The sequence below is a fragment of the Trichormus sp. NMC-1 genome (genome assembly GCF_001858025.1).
In the GTDB taxonomy this organism is placed as follows: Bacteria; Cyanobacteriota; Cyanobacteriia; order Cyanobacteriales; family Nostocaceae; genus Anabaena.
In genome coordinates, this window is the sequence record NZ_LZQD01000009.1 from 14,663 (window position 1) to 32,655 (window position 17,993).

Below are 17,993 nucleotides of genomic sequence, written 5' to 3' on the forward strand. Positions count from 1 at the left end.
ACGCGGTGACAAAGAGAGATTGTCTTCTGACAGTCAACTCTTCCCCCCTATCCCCGTGTCTTCTTTTCCCATATCTCCGCGTCCCCGTGTCTCCGTGTCTCCGTGTCCTCTTGTCCTCTTGTCCCTGCCCCCTGCCCCCTGCTTCCTGCTTCCTATCACCTATTACCCACTACCTAGCCTTTGAAACAATAGGGCTACTTTGTCTAAATCTTTATCACCGGGTGAACGTTCTACACCACTTGATAAATCAATACCATTGGGTTTTACCTGACTTAAAGCGTCTAGAATATTATCCGGTGTCAGTCCTCCAGCCAAAAACCAAGGACAAGAAGGACTGAATTCCTGTAGCATCTGCCAATTTAAGGTTTTACCTGTACCCCCTAGCTGTTGAGGATGATAGGCATCAAGTAGTAAAGTATCTACAAATTTGGTATAGTTAGCCGCCGTTTGCAGATGCTCTAGATTACGAACTCTCATCGCTTTAATTATTTCTATTTGGGGCAGAGATTGACGCAATTGATAGCAAAATTCTGGTAATTCATCTCCGTGTAACTGGACACCTGTCAAACCTGATTTCATCACTGTTTGGCTAATTTCAGTAATGCTGGTGTTGGCGAAAACACCAATTCTATCAATCTTGCTAGGGAGTTGAGCCACTGCTGCCTGGATTTGCTCTATGGTGACGTAGCGTGGTGAAGTAGGCACGCAAATAAACCCTAGTGCTGTTGCACCAAGGGACGCTATCGCTATAGACTGCTGTGGTTGAGTAATGCCGCAAATTTTAACCCGCATTGTAAGCCTGAAGAATTAAAAATAATCACAAATAATCACAAAATGAGCCTAAGCTAGGTCAAAAACTTTTGCTTTGTCCTGTGTAATTTTATAATTTTGTAGGCTTACATTCATTTTTCATTTAGGAGAATACACCTTGATATCATCTATCTTACTAGCCGCTGCAGCATCCGTTCCCGCAACACCCGTATGGAGTCCTACCGTAGGTATCATTATTAGTGCCAGCAGCTTAGTAGTACTTTTACTAAGTTTTGCGATTAAATATCCCAAAGTTGGACCACAGATGCCCTTACTCCCCGTTAGTATTCCCACCTTCATTGGTGCAATGGCTTTTGGTCATGTAATTGGTATTGGTATTGTTTTGGGACTGACGAATATTGGTCGTTTATAAGTTCTAGTTGATACTCTCTTCCTAAAAAGAGTAAAAATGGGGCGGTAGGTCAGAATCAAATTACCTATCGTCCCGTCTTGCTTAATTTTAGATTTTTAAACGGTAAAGTTCTAAATAGCGCTTCTTGCGGAACCCTATACAAACGGCAGCTATGCTGAAGGTAATTATTTCTCCCCATCTCCCCATCTCCGTATCAGCCCTCAAGTAGAGTTAGACGCGGTTTCTGTGGAAATCCTTGATGAGGAATAAAATATAAGTAAGAACTAAACAAAAGGTCAATATGCGATTACTACATACAATGTTACGAGTGGGCAACCTAGAAGAGTCCTTAAAATTTTACTGCGAACTTCTAGGAATGAAATTACTGCGCCGCAAAGATTATCCAGGTGGAGAGTTTACCCTGGCTTTTGTCGGCTACGGTGAGGAAAGTGAACAAGCCGTAATTGAACTAACCTATAATTGGGGAGTAGAAAAGTACGAATTGGGGACAGCTTACGGTCATATTGCCCTGGGCGTGGATGATATTTACAGCACCTGTGAGGAGATTAAAAATCGTGGTGGTAAAGTTGTCCGGGAACCAGGCCCAATGAAACACGGTGCTACAGTAATTGCTTTTATTGAAGATCCAGATGGGTATAAAATTGAACTAATTCAACTGAGCAGCCAAAGCTCATCCGCCAAACAAGAATCACCTGAACAGCTTGTTAGTAAGTAAATTTCAGGTCAAAATTTTCGAGATATCCCCATCCTCAATCTTGATGGTGGGGAAATTATTAGCAAAGTTATTTGAGTATATAATTAAAGACTCTAACCGGAAATAATCGAAAATGTATGAATTATGAAGTATATTTTTCTGGTTGTTATAGCAATCACCAAATCCTAAATTAAATCACAAATCTAAAATCACAAATCTAAAATCACAAATCTAAAATTCTCAAGATGCAGCCTACAGATCCTAATAAATTTACTGATACAGCCTGGGAAGCCATTACTAAATCTCAGGATATAGTCCGTGCTTATCAACAACAGCAATTAGAAGTTGAACATTTAATTATTGCGCTTTTAGAAGAATCTACTAGTTTAGCTACCAATATTCTCGCTCGTGCTGAAGTTGATCCTGTCCGCTTACAACAGCAATTAGAAGCTTATACCCAACGCCAGCCGAAAGTCGGTAAAAGTGATCAGCTTTACTTAGGGCGCAACTTAGATTTGCTACTTGACCGTGCTGAAGAAATTCGCGTCAGAATGAGAAATGAGGAAATTGCTGAAGGGCATATACTCCTTGCTTTTGCGGAAGACGATCGCATTGGTAGGCGAATTTTTAAAGGCTTAAATGTAGATATAGCTAAGTTAGAAATTGCTGTCAAAACTGTTCGCGTTACCCAAAAAGTGACTCAAAAGGTGGGAGAAGCAGAATCTACGGATGCACCTTATGAAGCTTTAAAACGGTTTGGACGAGATTTGACAGAACAGGCAAAAGCTGGAAAATTAGATCCTGTGATTGGCCGAGATGATGAAATTCGCCGGGTAATTCAGGTTTTATCTCGTCGTAGTAAAAATAACCCTGTGTTAATTGGTGAGCCGGGAGTTGGTAAAACGGCGATCGCAGAAGCTTTAGCTCAAAGAATGGTCAACGGCGACGTTCCCGAATCTTTGAAGAATCGTCAATTGATATCTTTAGATATCGGAAGTTTAATTGCTGGGGCAAAATACCGAGGTGAGTTTGAAGACCGTTTAAAAAATGTTCTCCGTGAAGTTATTGAATCTAATGGGCAAATAGTTCTCTTTATTGACGAACTTCATACTGTAGTTGGTACTGGTTCCAATCAGCAAGGGGCTATGGATGCAGGAAACTTGCTGAAACCCATGTTGGCGCGAGGTGAGTTGCGTTGTATTGGTGCGACAACTTTAGATGAATATCGCAAATACATTGAAAAAGATGCTGCTTTAGAACGTCGTTTTCAACAAGTATATGTAGACCAACCAAGCGTAGAAAATACTATTTCTATTCTGCGGGGTTTAAAAGAACGTTATGAAGTGCATCATAATGTAAAAATATCCGACTCGGCTTTAGTAGCAGCCGCAACTTTATCAGCGCGTTACATTGCTGATCGGTTTTTACCCGATAAAGCCATTGATTTAGTTGATGAAGCCGCAGCGAAGTTAAAAATGGAGATTACCTCCAAACCTGCGGAATTGGAAACCATTGACAGACGTTTGATGCAGCTAGAAATGGAAAAGCTGTCATTATCAGGAGAAGAGAAAGGAATTGCCCAAACTAGAGAGCGTTTAGCGCGCATTGAGGAAGAAATTGCCACTTTAACTGTAAAACAACAAACATTTAATGAGCAATGGCAGGGTGAAAAGCAGTTATTAGAAGCTATTAGTGTTTTAAAGAAAGAAGAAGATGCTCTGCGGGTGCAAATTGAACAAGCCGAACGGGATTATGATTTGAATAAAGCTGCTCAACTTAAGTATGGCAAATTAGAGGGAGTGCAGCGCGATCGCGAAATTAAAGAAGCAAAACTGTTAGAAATTCAAAGCCAAGGTTCTACTCTGTTGCGCGAACAAGTCACCGAAGCAGACATTGCCGAAATTGTCGCCAAATGGACAGGAATCCCCGTCAATCGTCTTTTGGAATCAGAACGACAAAAATTACTCAAATTAGAACTTCATTTACACGAAAGGGTAATCGGACAAGAAGAAGCAGTTTCCGCCGTCTCTGCGGCTATTCGTCGCGCCCGTGCAGGGATGAAAGACCCCTCTCGACCTATTGGTTCTTTTTTGTTTATGGGACCAACTGGCGTAGGTAAAACCGAACTCGCCCGTGCATTAGCTCAGTTTCTCTTTGATTCCGAGGATGCTTTGGTGCGGTTGGATATGTCCGAGTACATGGAGAAACACTCGGTTTCTCGCCTAGTTGGTGCGCCTCCAGGATACATCGGTTATGAAGAAGGTGGACAACTTTCTGAAGCAATTCGCCGGCATCCTTACTCAGTGGTGCTTCTTGATGAAGTAGAAAAAGCCCATCCCGATGTATTTAATATTTTGTTACAAGTCTTAGATGATGGTAGAGTTACTGATTCCCAAGGACGGGCAGTAGATTTCCGTAATACTGTCATAGTCATGACTAGTAATATCGGCAGTGAACATATTCTCGATGTAGCTGGTGATGATTCCAAGTATGATATTATGCGTAACAAGGTGATGGATGGTTTGCGAAGTCACTTCCGCCCTGAATTTCTCAACCGCGTTGATGACATTATTCTCTTCCATACCCTCAACCGTTCCGAAATGCGGCATATTATCCGCATACAACTCAAACGGGTGGAAAATCTGCTACGAGAACAGAAAATATTTTTTGAAATTTCCCAAGCCGCTTGTGACCACTTAGTAGAAGCTGGTTATGACCCAGTATACGGCGCACGTCCCCTAAAACGGTCAATTCAGCGAGAAGTAGAAAATCCTCTTGCTACTAAGTTACTGGAGAATACTTTTATCTCTGGTGACACCATCATCATTGATATGGGTAAAAATGGTTTGACTTTTAGTAAAAAACAACCTGTAGCCGTTCCTTCTACTGTAAAGTTGTTGGGAGTATCATCAGAAGTGTAAATTATAGCCATATAGTGGGCGATACATGGCTCACTATGAGTGGAAAAAGTTTGTTAATTGAGGCAAATAGTCACTATGGAATTAATCACCTCTTTAAATCTTAAAAATTCAGAATATTTTTCCAAATATAGATTTATTAGTTACCACAACCAGTTGCGTCTATTATTTTCACTCGGTAAGCAAGTAAAAAACGTCCTGGAAATCGGAATTTTTAATTCTCTGTTCACAGATATTCTCAAGAGGAATGACTATAACGTCACCACAGCTGACGTTGATCCTCATCTCAACCCAGACATGATGTTGGATCTTACACAAGACTTTATACTGCCACAAGACAAATATGATGTAATTATCCTGTTTCAGGTTCTAGAACATCTTCCCTATGAACAATCAGAACTGGCATTGCAAAAACTGGCAGTAGCAACAAAAAAATACTTGTTGATCTCTATCCCCTATAATACTGAATATCTAGCACTACAGGTAAAATTTTCTTTTACAGATAGAGCGAGGCACTTATTTATCAATATACCCAAGTTCTGGAGTAGACAGCCACTATGTAAACAACACTATTGGGAAGTGGGACTGAAAGGATATCCCAAACAGCGGTTTTTAAGTTCCGTTACCAAAGCTGGGCTAACTGTAAAACACGAATTTATCGACCCCAGCAATCCATACCATTATTTTTTAATATTACAAAAAAACTGAGTTTTTAATCATGTCACTTGACTTGACTGTTGCCATACCGACCTTTAATGGTGAAAGCCGTTTACCCAAAGTTATAGAGCATTTACAGAAACAACAGGGAGTAGAAAACCTGAAATGGGAAATTTTAGTTGTTGATAATAACAGTAAAGATGGCACAGCACAGTTAGTTCAAAATTACCAAACTAACTGGAATCATCCATATTTGTTAAAGTATTTATTGGAAATTCAACAAGGTGCAGCCTTCGCTAGAGCTAAAGCTATTCAAGAAGCACAAAGTGAAATTATCTGTTTCTTAGATGATGATAATTTACCTGCACCTAATTGGATTATAGAGGCTTATAAATTTGCTGTAAATAATCCTCATGCTGGAGCAATAGCTAGTAGAATCAGTGGTAAGTTTGAAGTGAATCCTCCAGAAAATATTAAACCAATCATATTCTATCTAGCCATTACCGAAAGAGGTGAAAAACCTCATTTATTTGAACCCCGAAAACAGGGATTTCCGCCAACTGCGGGGTTAGTCGTTCGTCGTCAAGCATGGCAAGATAACGTTCCCAAACAACCTTTTTTGGTTGGTAGAGTTGGTTCATCAATGCTCGGTAGTGAAGATGCTGAAGCTTTATGTTATATCCAAAAAGTTGGTTGGGAAATTTGGTATAATCCAACCATGCAAATAGAGCATATTATCCCAGCATCACGGTTAGAACGAAATTATTTAATTTCTCTCATGCAATCTGTTGGTTTAGCTCGTCATCATTTACGAATGCTAATATTACCAACCTGGCAAAAACCTTTTGCATTTTTTGCTTATCTCATTAATGATTTACGTAAATTTATATTATATTATATTCGTTGCTATAAATTGATAAATAGCGACATTCTTACTGCTTGTGAACTAGAGCGACTAAGAGCAACTATGATTAGTCCTTTTTATTTAGAAACTTTAAAAATTAGAAGATTTTTCCAAAAATTCATCACGTAATTATTATGGAACTAATTTCTGTAATTATACCTGTCTATAATGGAGCAAAAACAATTAAAGAAACTATAGAATCTGTTTTACAACAAACATATTCTCACTTTGAAGTGATTGTTATAAATTCAGATTCTAGTGACGGAACATTAGAGATAGTTTCTAGTATCCAAGATGAAAGAATCAAAATATATAACTATCCAAAAGCTAATGGTTCAGTTAATCGAAATCGGGGTTTAACTCATGCTGCTGGAGAATTAATTTCTTTTTTAGATGCTGATGATATTTGGACACCAGATAAACTGGAAGCACAATATAAAGCACTTAAAGAAAATCCTCAAGCTGGTGTTGTGTACAGTTGGACTGATGCTATTGATGAACAAGGTAAGTTTTTGCGACCATGTAGTCATATTACTTGGCAAGGTGATGTTTATGCAAAACTGTTGTTAAATGATTTTATTGCCAGTGGATCTAATGTGATGATTCGTCAAAATGTTTTAGCTAAAGTAGATGGCTTTAATGAATCTCTAACAAATGCTCAAGATCGTGATGCATGGATGCGTTTAGCTGCAATAACCGATTTTGTCTGCGTACCAAAAGTTCAAATTTTATATCGCATTCTTCCTAATTCTGTGTCATCTAATATTGTGGGTATGGAAATAGCACAATTACAAGTTATTCACAGTGCTTTCCAAGATAAAAAAGCTGCAACCTTACAGCATATTCAGCCACAATCAATAGCTAATCTTTATAAGTATCTCTGTTATAAAACACTAGACGTAGCTCCCGGAAAACAAAATAACTTACTAATAATGAGAATTTTGTGGCAAACAATTAAAAGAGATCCTAGACTTCTACAGAAGCGAATCATCTATAAAGCTTGCGTCAAATTTTTAATCATGGTGTTATTACCTTCTCCATTAGCGACAAAACTAATAAATAAATTTCCGTCATTATTTAATATGAGTACATTCTTTGGTTATACAAAAATTGACGCATAGAAATTAAATCATGAAAATAGCTTACGTAGCAGTTGATGATATTTTAAATAAAAATTCTTGGCCGAAATATTTACAGGGACGCTGTGAGGCTGCATATTACATCGCCAAGCATCTTACCGATGAATCCACACAAATAGATTATATTTGCCCACTTGAAAAGAAATTAGCAGCTTTTACTAAAGCAAAATGGATTTTTTATAGATATTTATTTAACAAAGATTATTATCGCTGGGCAGAACCATTAGTTATCAAAAATTATGCCCGTCAAATTGAAAATAAGTTGAATTTATCAAATCCAGATATAGTTTTATGTGCAGACAATATAGTACCAATTGCTAATCTCAATTGTCAGCAACCTCTAGTGTTATGGACTGATGCCACTTTGAGTTCTTTGATCAATTTCTATCAATACATGGATAATTTATGCGATGAAAATATTAAAAATATATATGCAATGGAAGCAAAAGCTCTTAATCGTTGTCAATTAATTATATATACTTCAGAATGGGCTGCTAAAGATGCTATGCAAACCTACGGTATTGCTGCATCTAAAATTAAAGTAGTTCCCTATGGGGCTAATTTAGAATGTAATAGAACTTGGGAAGATATTGGAGAAATTATCAATTCTAGAGAGAAGACAAAATGTAAATTGCTTTTTATCGGTGTTGACTGGGTAAGAAAAGGAGGAAATATTGCTTTTCAAGTAGCTCAAGAGTTAAATAATGCCGGGTTAAATACTGAATTAACAGTAGTTGGGTGTCAACCAATAATTAATCAACCTTTGCCAGAATTTGTGAAAGTTATGGGATTTATTGATAAATCTACACCTCAAGGATTTGAGAAAATTAATAGCTTATTTGCTGAATCACATTTTCTAATTTTACCTTCTAGAGCAGAAGCATTTGGTCATGTATTTTGTGAAGCTAGTTCTTTTGGTTTACCCTCTTTAGCAAGTAATATTGGTGGTATTTCAACAGCAGTTAAAGATAACCTGAATGGTAAAACATTTTCTCTTAACGCCGACACTTCAGAATACTGTCACTATATAATAAACTTGATGACAAATTATAGTGAATATGAGCAATTGGCTTATTCATCTTTTGAACAATATCAATCTCGTTTAAACTGGAAAGTGTGTGTAGATAATGCCAAGCAGTTAATTAGGGAAATAATTAATTAAATAGTCTGAAGACAAAGTTGATTTGTATCAGATATTTTGTGAACTGAGATTATGTCAATATATAGAACGCCCATAAACATAATTACTCACGTATGGTAGATACAAAAAAGAATTAAGTAGGGAAATCCGCATCAGTATTAGGGGGGAAACAAACCTTAAGAGGACAAGCGATCGCACTCACGATACTATTAAAATTCAGAATAAGCGAATTTTATGAAACCAAGGTTATGTTAGAACAAGGAACCATCAGTATTCATACTGAGAATATTTTCCCCATTATCAAGAAGTCCCTTTACTCAGACCACCAAATATTCCTGCGGGAACTCGTATCTAACGCAGTAGATGCCATCCAGAAGCTAAAAATGGTAGCCCGTGCTGGGGAGTATAATGGAGACATTGGCGAAGACGAAATTCAAATTGCCATTGATAAAGACAACAAAACCCTCTCCATTACTGATAATGGCATTGGCATGACAGCAGAGGAAGTAAAAAAATATATTAACCAAGTTGCTTTCTCTAGTGCTGAAGAATTTATTCACAAGTATGAAGGTAAATCAGACCAACCGATAATTGGTCACTTTGGTTTAGGCTTTTACTCCTCCTTCATGGTGGCGCAAAAAGTAGAGATTGATACTCTCTCATATAAAGAAGGTTCTCAAGCAGTACACTGGACTTGTGATGGTTCCCCAGCATTCACCCTAGAAGAATCAACCCGCACCACTCGCGGGACTACCATTACTCTCACTCTCCAAGGAGAAGAAGAGGAATTTTTAGAAGCAGCACGAATTAGAAACCTTGTCAAGACTTACTGCGACTTCATGCCAGTGCCGATTAAACTGGATGGTGAAGTATTAAATAAACAAAAAGCAGCTTGGCGGGAGTCTCCCAGTAATCTGACAGACGAAGATTATTTAGAATTTTACCGCTATCTATATCCATTTCAAGAAGAACCCCTACTTTGGGTGCATCTAAATACAGATTATCCCTTTATTATTAACGGGATTATGTATTTCCCGAAAATGCGTCCTGATGTCGATGTCACTAAAGGACAAATCAAGTTATTCTGCAATCAGGTTTTTGTCAGTGATAACTGTGAAGAGATTATCCCCCAATTTTTGATGCCCATGCGGGGAGTAATTGATAGCACTGATATACCTTTGAACGTTTCCCGTAGTGCTTTACAAGGCGATCGCACAGTTAAAAGAATTGGTGACTACATAGCCAAGAAAGTAGGCGATCGCTTAAAGGAACTATACCGCGACAACCGCGAACAATATATCAGTGCCTGGAAAGACCTGGGAACCTTCGTCAAATTTGGTGTTCTTAACGACGACAAATTCAAAAAACAAGTTGAAGACATCCTCATCTTCCGCAGCACCGCCAAACTAGAAACCAAACCAGCCGAAACTCCCACCGTTGAAGTACAATCCTCAGAAGGTGATGTTTGGCAAGATGTCACCTCCACCTCATCCAACACCGGCATCCCCTACACAACCCTGAAAGAGTACCTAGAACGGAACAAAGAACGCCACGAAAACCGCGTTTTCTACAGCACCGACGAAGCCACCCAAGCCACCTACATCCAACTACACAAAAATCAAGGCTTAGAAGTCCTGTTTATGGACTCCTTCATCGATACCCATTTTATTAACTTCCTCGAACGTGAATATCAGGATGTTAAATTTACGCGGGTAGATTCTGACCTTGATAATACCCTGCTCGATAACAAAGAAGGCGAAATAGTTGACCCCACAACCAACAAAACCAAGAGTGAATCAATAAAAGAATTATTTGAAAAATCACTCAACAAACCCAAACTCAACATCCGCACCGAAGCCTTAAAATCAGATGACCCCCAAGGAACACCACCCGCAATGGTGTTGTTACCAGAAATTCTCCGTCGTCTGCGGGAAATGAACGCCATGATGCAACAGCAAAACAACGAATTTCCTGAAGACCACATTTTACTCGTTAATACTGCTCACCCGCTCATTCAAAACCTGGCACATCTGAGCCAAGGTAGTATCATTCAAGGTGATGGTCAGTCGCCTACAGACCAATTGGTGAAAATGATTTGTCAACACGTCTATGATTTAGCGCTGATGTCCCAAAAGGGTTTTGACGCTGAAGGGATGAAATCCTTTGTGGAACGTTCCAACGACGTACTCACCAAACTCACAGAACAAGCCAGCAAATAAACAATCAACAATTAATTTTTCGTTCCCATACTTCTCGTTCCCATACTCTGTATGGGAATGAATTCTAGAAGGCTCTGCCTTCCATATGCCTTCCATGATAGCCGAGGCAGAGCCTCTGTGATAGCATTCCCAGTCAGAGACTGGGAACGAGATCATAGAATTAGTAGCGTTTTCTAATCACATAAAGTACATCATAGTCCCCTCATCGCTTGCGGGGAGGGGGTTGGGGGTGGGGTTTTTCAGCTATACCTGAGAAGAAAAGCAATTTTATCCTTAAAGCCCCTAGAATAGAAAGGTTGTATTGATATCCCAGGAGATATTATGTCCCGTCGTTGTGAACTAACTGGTAAAAAAGCCAATAACGCTTGTTCCGTCTCCCACTCCAACCGTCACACCAAGCGCCTACAACACGTTAATCTGCAAAGTAAGCGTGTTTGGTGGGCAGGTGGTAATCGCTGGGTGAAAATGAAACTATCTACCAAAGCCATCAAAACCTTAGAAGTCAAAGGTTTAGAAGCAATGGCTAAAGAAGCTGGTATTAACCTCAACCATTACTAAAGTTACGCCCCAACCTTCATTTCTTGGCACTTCCCAGGATTAGCAAATGTTGATTTGCACCAACAGCCTCCCCATCTAGGGAGGTTGCGGCTTTTTTGGCTAGTTTAGTTGAAATAGACAGATGCACAGACGGGGAGATTCATTCCCACACTCTAGATCGAAAGTAGAAGAACAAGAAGATGTAGAGACGTTCCATGGAACGTCTTTACATTCAAGGTCCCTACATTCTTTTTTCTCTGATATCTAATTTATTTTTCCCCTTGAGTGATATTTTTTCCTTCGCAACTGGGTAGTATAACCTTACAGTCTTTATAAAAACTTTATGAAGTTATATTTTAGATAACTCTACTTTAAGTACAATCGCTTAAAAAAGCCCCAACAATCAAACAATTTTGTATAAAGGATAGCGAAAAATTCAGTAATTTCCAGATGCAAATCAAGATTTCAACAATGTTATAACTAAAATCAGCAATCTAAGTGTGTAAATACTTGATTCATCAACTGAGTCAACAACCCAAAATACAACGTTTACATAAAAATTAGCCTAGATTTTTGTCTGCAAACCGATGTTGTTAGACAAAGTTGCAGATATCGACAAAAAATTAAAAATACGTACCAAACTACTTGACAAAGGGAGCAGCTATGTCTCAAAAACGTTATCCAGTCAAGGCATTCATAAGGATATCCAAAAAAATCAGCCGAAAGTTTTTCCAAACAACTAAAAAACAACTTATTTGGCTACTCAGAACTGTTTTTGGCGTTAATAGAAAGACGGAAGCAGCCAATGCAGGTTTTGTGTTGCCAACAGTGGTGATGGTATCTATAGTAGTTGTTCTTCTGACCATTGCAATCATGTTTCGGTCTTTTGACCGGGCTAAAAATGCCAGCAACGTTCGTGTCAATCAAGCAGTTCTTACATCCGCCACACCTGCACTTGATAGAGCTAGAGCTAAATTAAACAAGTTATTTAATGACAAACGACTACCACGATCTACGCCTAATGATAACGCTTTAGACGGTGTTTTAGAAGACCAAATCAAAGAATATACATTTGGTGATGAAACGCTTCTGGAACTTAGTCATCCAGACTCAGCAGAGCCATTAAAAACAGCATGGCGATTCCCCGTTGATACTGACAACAACGGAAAATTTGATAGCTACACTTTATATGGGATTTACTATAAAAATCCTGAGTTGAATAACAATAAAACTCAATATAAAACCAAAAGAAATCCATTACAGGCCAGATCCACACCTATGACTTTTGCAACTATAGGTGAATCATGTGAAAATGCTGGAGGTACTAGTGCGAGTTTAGTTGGTGTCAATGGTTGGTTCCAAAGTACTAAGGAATTAAGACTAGTCAAAGCATTCTTTGTTTATACTGCAACAGTTCCCATCACCTCAGACACTACCATAACTGATACAACCAACTATGAAGTTAACAAAGGTAATAGAAGTTTCTCAGCCCTAGAGTATGAACAAGACAAAGTTCAGCAATCTCTAATTAACAACGCAGTAGTTTATGAAGATGACCTGGTATTAACTCCTGGTGTTAACTTCAGACTTAATGGTCGAATTTTTACCAATGCCAACTTCTTGACAGGTTCGGATTCAGCAGATATTAGACTATATCAAGTCAGCAGTCCTGCTTCCTGTTTTTACGATGATGACAACGCCAAAGTCACAGTTGGGGGAAATATAGCTACTGGTGGATTTACAGCAGCTAGTAGCAAATTTACTCAGTTTGATTTATTTCCTGGAAAAGGAACTGCACCTTCAACAGTATCACTCCAAAATCAACAATCAGTAACAGGCACTGCCACACCTGGTATAGCTTACAACAGTCTAGCTTATGCACAGCGTATTAACCGCTTGGTTAAGGCTCAGACAGATGCTAATCCCCTTCCTGCTAATGCTAGTTATGCGACTTATCAGAATACGATTAATGATCCACCAGAAGTACAAGAAGCTATAGGAGTTTTTTCCCCGACACCAGCTGAATTACCAAACTTACGTGACGAACAGTTAGAAATTTACTTTAAAAAACGGACTCGGCGTGTACCCTTCAACGAAGTCGCTTTAAATGGAAATGCTTTATCGGGACCCAGCAGTCCACTGCAAGGTAGTGGTGAGTCACTACGTCCCGCAGATGCTTGGGTTTTTCCTACAAACCCCGATGATGGCAAAACAGAGACTGGCTTTGCCACATTGAAACTAAATACTAGTGGTGGAAAACTTAAACCTCAAGCAACAGAACCATCATTGCAGAGCATAGAGGCAAAAGAATCTTTCTTCGGTGACAGAGTTCTAGTTGGTAATAACTTACCTCAATTATGGTGGAAGATTAAAGACCCAAAAAACCCAAACTTTAAGCCTCAGTTTGTGGGACCCAATCCCACAGATATTCAAAATATAAGTGAGATTGAGTGGGATAACTTCGATATCGATCAGCCTGAAACCAAAGATCGCTATCGTCTCTCTCGTGTACAGACATTAGCTGATGTAGGGTCTACCGACAGAGATAGAGATTGGGAACTAGAGGCTGCGAAAATACCAGAAAACCCCCAAGATCCTGTAGGAGGGTTGCGAGTAGTTACAGGTGCAGGGATTTATTTACGTCAAAGTGATACCCCTGCAACTACTAATTTCACTACCGCTTCTACGGAAATCTGGTCGGATATGATGCCTGTGTTCGATGGAACACAATCTTCACAAGATTCTTCTCCCTATTGGATGTATGATCCAAAGATTACATTTACAAAGGGTACACCTGTTGCAGAGAATCTACCATACTTAAGGATGCGGGCAACGGCGGTTTATCACTACAACCCCAGTAATTATAACCAAGAGTATCCAAAACCTATAGCCTGTGTTAGTAGCTTTTATGACCCAACTAGCAGCCTCACAGCTAGGAATAGAAACGGATTACCTTCTTGGACTCCGCCTACTGGTTTTGGTGGTGGTATAACTAATATCAATGGTAAGTCCAATAACGGCATAGTTTATGGACCACCGACTAAATCTGCCAGTAATTATTTGCAATTGTTAACCTATCAATCAAACTTAAAATATAAAAATGGACGTTCACTAGATGATGGACTTCTCAAAAAGGCTTTAGCAACAACACCATCTGCTCGCAGTCTTTCACAACAATCTACAATTGATGCGGCCATTTGCGCCCTCCAGATTTTAGAAGGTAGCGTCACACCTACCAATGCCGTGATTCCTCACGGTGCCATATTTGAAGCAGCCTTTTTGGATGCCAGGCAGGTAAAAGCAATTCATGCAGACAATAGCACAACAACAGCTTTAGAAACCTTCACTAATATTGATGGTGGAGCCAATCCAGGGACAGAATACAATCTTCCTCTACGAGACCGACAACCTCTAGAAATTCGTGCCACTGTCCTAGACATGAATTTACTCCGCACAAAAACAATTGGTGGAAAGTCGGCAGCAACAGAATATTTACTTCCCAATAGTGGCATTATCTACGCTACCCGCGATGATGCTCTACCAGATTTAACTGCCCCTACAAACCTAAAAGCAACAGCGAGAAAGCTAGAAAGTGCAGTAGATTATAAACTTGACCCGACTCGTCGCCCTAATGCAATTATGCTTGTCAATGGGTCAAGACTCTGGCGCGAACTAGACTATCGAGATGCAGAAAAAGGTTTGATTTTAGCAAGCAATTTACCTGTGTATGTCGATGGTAACTTCAATCTCCACACTAAAGAAGAATTCCAAACTCCACTAGATATTAATTGGACTAATTTCTATAGTCGCAGTGATCTCGATGACGATTTTGCCTGCCGTAAAGGTGATCCAAGGTTGCCCAAATGTACAACTGGTGATGAATGGCGATCTGCGGCTGTAATTGCTGATGCTGTGACTTTACTATCTAATAACTTCAGATTAGGCTTCCGCAATGAGGGAGACTATGACTGGAATAATAACTTGGGGGATGCTACTTCAATTAGCAACCGGACGTTTAAGGTTGATTCTGATTTTTTTACTACCCCGCCCGCCATTCTGCCAGAGAACCGGAACTTCCTGTTCAATACCTTTGCTCCGGTAATGCCAGTAACAGAGTATACTCTACCAAATACTGATGTCATCAAGAGATATGGAACAACTACTTATCCCATAGACCTTGACTCCGCCTCTGGTATTCAGGGTAGTTCTTACTTGAATAATTTTGTCACCCCTGTTGTCAGACAAAGAGTAGCCAGAGATTTTGTGTTTGAAATTTGCCCAGAAACAGATATTAATTTATGTACAGACCCTAAAAAGTGGGCAATTACTAATGTTGCCACCGTCGACAACTATAAAAACCAGGGACAAAGTAATTGGGGAACGGGCATTGAAGGTAACCAAATGACTTCAATAAAAACTGGCTCCCTGGGTACACCACCTGAAGGTGATTGGGCAAATCCAGCTTTTCCCAAAAGAATACCTTATCAACGAGATCCCGTGACTGGTGCTATAGTTACTCCTCGTAAGATATACGGAGTAGGTGCAGATGGTAAAATACAATTATTTGACGCAGCCTGTTTCACTCAAGGAACTTGTAGTAACCAACCAGCACTAACAAATCCTGCTGTCTATATACCTTGGTTAAAACAGGATAGTAGCGGCAGATGGGAACCAGTTTTACAGATCAATAACCCCTTCGGTACTCCTACCAACCCAGCCCCACCTGAAAACAGAATTAATCCTACTAGGAACAGTAATTGGTTGCAAGCTGCTACAGCAACTACTTTCAACCTAATCGTTGCTGCTGGGGATACCCCCGCTCGTTCTACAGAAGATAATGGCGGTCTACACAACTATGTCCGCTTCTTAGAACACTGGTCTGCCACAACTAATACTGCGGTAACAGCAAGGATTAATGGTATCTTCATGCAGTTGAAGAAAAGTGCCTATGCTACAGCACCAATTGTTACTAGTTTAACCACTGATCTTGCTGCCTCTAATCTTCTATACCGCACTGGCAACGTACCGGTAGGAAACGCCCTGGGCAGACTTCCTTTCTATCAACCACCAACACGTCTGTGGGGTTATGATGTGGGACTTCTTTCCCAGTCACCAGACTTGTTTGCCCAAAAATTAGTTCAACCAGTACCTGATTTACCCAATGAATACTTCCGGGAAGTTGGCAGAGATGATGCTTGGGTAGAAACTTTGTTATGTGCTAAAGATACTGATGGTAACAACGCAATTGATGATGATCAGCGTCCTACTGGTTCTCCTAATTGCCCATAATCACAGGATCAAATATCTCAGATATGAGACATAACCCCCAGCCTATTCCCTACCTCTCCCTAGCCCTCTCCTAAGAGGAGAGGGAATTTGAAAAAACGATAGCACCAAATGAAGAAATTAGAAGCCTCTCTCCCTGTGGGGGAGAGGTTGGGAGAGGGGTTCTTCAGTCAACTTAAATGCCGATTAGCTGTACACAAAATTATGATTCAGCTTAAACAATTCAAAATTCAACACAGTTTCAGTCGGGGTCTAAATCAGAGTCTGAAACACAACAATGGCAAAGATGATGGTTTCACTATCATGGAGTCATTAGTGGGGATGCTTGTTGCTTCTCTCTTAGTAGCAGCCATAGCACCCATGCTGCTTTTGTCCACCGCTACCCGCCTTCAATCTCGCCGCGTTGAACAAGGGTCTCAAGCCGGAAAATCATTTATTGATGGGGTCAGGTCTGGAAGAATAGCGGTAGAATCCAGTGATGATCCTCCAAAGGAATATATAAAGACTATTGATCCTGAATTTAAAAAGTATGATCCGTTAACCGCAAAAAGAAGTCTGGAAGATAAACCCGAGGATTATTTAATCACAAGTACGAATATGCTCCCTCCCATCTCCCCAACAGGTCTATATTGCTTTCAGACGGATGGTGTTATTCTTCCTCCTAATTGTTCGAGCGACCCAAATAAGAGAAATCAATTTTACATTCAAGCCAGTCGAATTAGAGTTGAAGAGTCAGAAGCAAACGATGGCTACCGTTTAGCCGTTAGGGTATATCGAAAAGATGTTGACTTTAGTAAAACTGTCGTAGCCAGCACCACTACTAGCAAAAAAACGCAAACAATTGTTACCAATAAATTAGGTAATAAACAAGCCCCAATCATAGAATTGGCTGCGGATGTCATTAAAAGCAACACAACATTTCTGGCTTTATGTAATCGTTTGGGTACTAAGGCCGATAAAAACTGTCAAAATTAGATGGGAAGTTTAAGTAGGTGGACGGGGAAAAACAGAAATATGTAACGAAAAGTAAAATTGGCTCAAAACCTCTTCCCTGTTCCCTGTTCCCTGTTCCCTTGTCATAACGACAATTTTTAACGCCAACCTACTTATTAACACAGCATCTATCTATTTAAAAGAGGTAAAACCTATGTTTAAAACAATCACATTCTTACTTAGAGGATTTATTAAGTCTCCCAGGGTGAATAATCAAGTTGATGGTTTTACCCTGATTGAATTGTTGATAGCTTTGACGATGGCATTTTTAATCCTGACCCCATTACTAGGATTAATAGTTAATATTGCTTCCCTGTTCCCT

At 39.6% G+C, this 17,993-nt stretch carries 13 protein-coding genes; 12 read left to right on the forward strand and 1 reads right to left on the reverse strand.

The genetic code is table 11. The features are described from left to right. Positions 1–162: 162 nt before the first annotated feature. Entirely contained in the window at positions 163–792 is a 630-nt protein-coding gene (locus tag A9Y75_RS22015; RefSeq protein ID WP_071191678.1) for a phosphoribosylanthranilate isomerase, read from the reverse strand. A gap of 136 nt (positions 793–928) precedes the next feature. Between A9Y75_RS22015 and psaK the strand changes: the two genes are divergently transcribed. The 12 genes from psaK to A9Y75_RS27880 form a co-directional block, all read left to right on the forward strand. Next, a complete protein-coding gene (gene psaK, locus A9Y75_RS22020; RefSeq protein ID WP_071191679.1) occupies positions 929–1,183 on the forward strand; it encodes a photosystem I reaction center subunit PsaK in 255 nt (84 codons plus the stop codon). Positions 1,184–1,463: 280 nt separating this feature from the next. Beyond that, positions 1,464–1,898: a lactoylglutathione lyase gene (gloA, locus tag A9Y75_RS22025; protein WP_071191680.1), complete on the forward strand. Its 435-nt coding sequence runs from the start codon at positions 1,464–1,466 to the stop codon at positions 1,896–1,898. Positions 1,899–2,122: 224 nt separating this feature from the next. Then, complete coding sequence (gene clpB, locus A9Y75_RS22030; protein ID WP_071191681.1) at positions 2,123–4,798, forward strand: ATP-dependent chaperone ClpB; 2,676 nt, start codon at positions 2,123–2,125, stop codon at positions 4,796–4,798. Between the two features lie 75 nt (positions 4,799–4,873). Next, complete coding sequence (locus A9Y75_RS22035; protein ID WP_071191682.1) at positions 4,874–5,503, forward strand: methyltransferase domain-containing protein; 630 nt, start codon at positions 4,874–4,876, stop codon at positions 5,501–5,503. Between the two features lie 10 nt (positions 5,504–5,513). Next, positions 5,514–6,485: a hormogonium polysaccharide biosynthesis glycosyltransferase HpsE gene (gene hpsE / locus A9Y75_RS22040; RefSeq protein WP_071191683.1), complete on the forward strand. Its 972-nt coding sequence runs from the start codon at positions 5,514–5,516 to the stop codon at positions 6,483–6,485. A gap of 5 nt (positions 6,486–6,490) precedes the next feature. After that, positions 6,491–7,477: a glycosyltransferase gene (locus A9Y75_RS22045; RefSeq protein ID WP_071191684.1), complete on the forward strand. Its 987-nt coding sequence runs from the start codon at positions 6,491–6,493 to the stop codon at positions 7,475–7,477. A 10-nt stretch (positions 7,478–7,487) separates the two neighbouring features. After that, complete coding sequence (locus tag A9Y75_RS22050; protein WP_071191685.1) at positions 7,488–8,657, forward strand: glycosyltransferase family 4 protein; 1,170 nt, start codon at positions 7,488–7,490, stop codon at positions 8,655–8,657. A gap of 227 nt (positions 8,658–8,884) precedes the next feature. After that, positions 8,885–10,855 (forward strand): molecular chaperone HtpG, encoded by a 1,971-nt coding sequence (htpG, locus tag A9Y75_RS22055; protein ID WP_071191686.1) that lies wholly within the window; start codon positions 8,885–8,887, stop codon positions 10,853–10,855. A gap of 321 nt (positions 10,856–11,176) precedes the next feature. Further along, positions 11,177–11,413, forward strand: a complete 237-nt coding sequence (rpmB, locus tag A9Y75_RS22060; protein WP_016952702.1) for a 50S ribosomal protein L28 — start codon at positions 11,177–11,179, stop codon at positions 11,411–11,413. 642 nt (positions 11,414–12,055) lie between these two features. After that, the gene (gene hpsA, locus A9Y75_RS22065) at positions 12,056–16,681 is read left to right on the forward strand and encodes a hormogonium polysaccharide biosynthesis protein HpsA (protein WP_071191687.1); all 4,626 of its coding nucleotides are present in this window, start codon (positions 12,056–12,058) and stop codon (positions 16,679–16,681) included. 201 nt (positions 16,682–16,882) lie between these two features. Next, positions 16,883–17,653: a hormogonium polysaccharide secretion pseudopilin HpsB gene (gene hpsB, locus A9Y75_RS22070; RefSeq protein WP_083389714.1), complete on the forward strand. Its 771-nt coding sequence runs from the start codon at positions 16,883–16,885 to the stop codon at positions 17,651–17,653. Positions 17,654–17,825: 172 nt separating this feature from the next. Further along, positions 17,826–17,993, forward strand: a 168-nt coding sequence (locus tag A9Y75_RS27880) for a prepilin-type N-terminal cleavage/methylation domain-containing protein (protein WP_143046485.1), incomplete at its 3' end; no start/stop codon positions are given.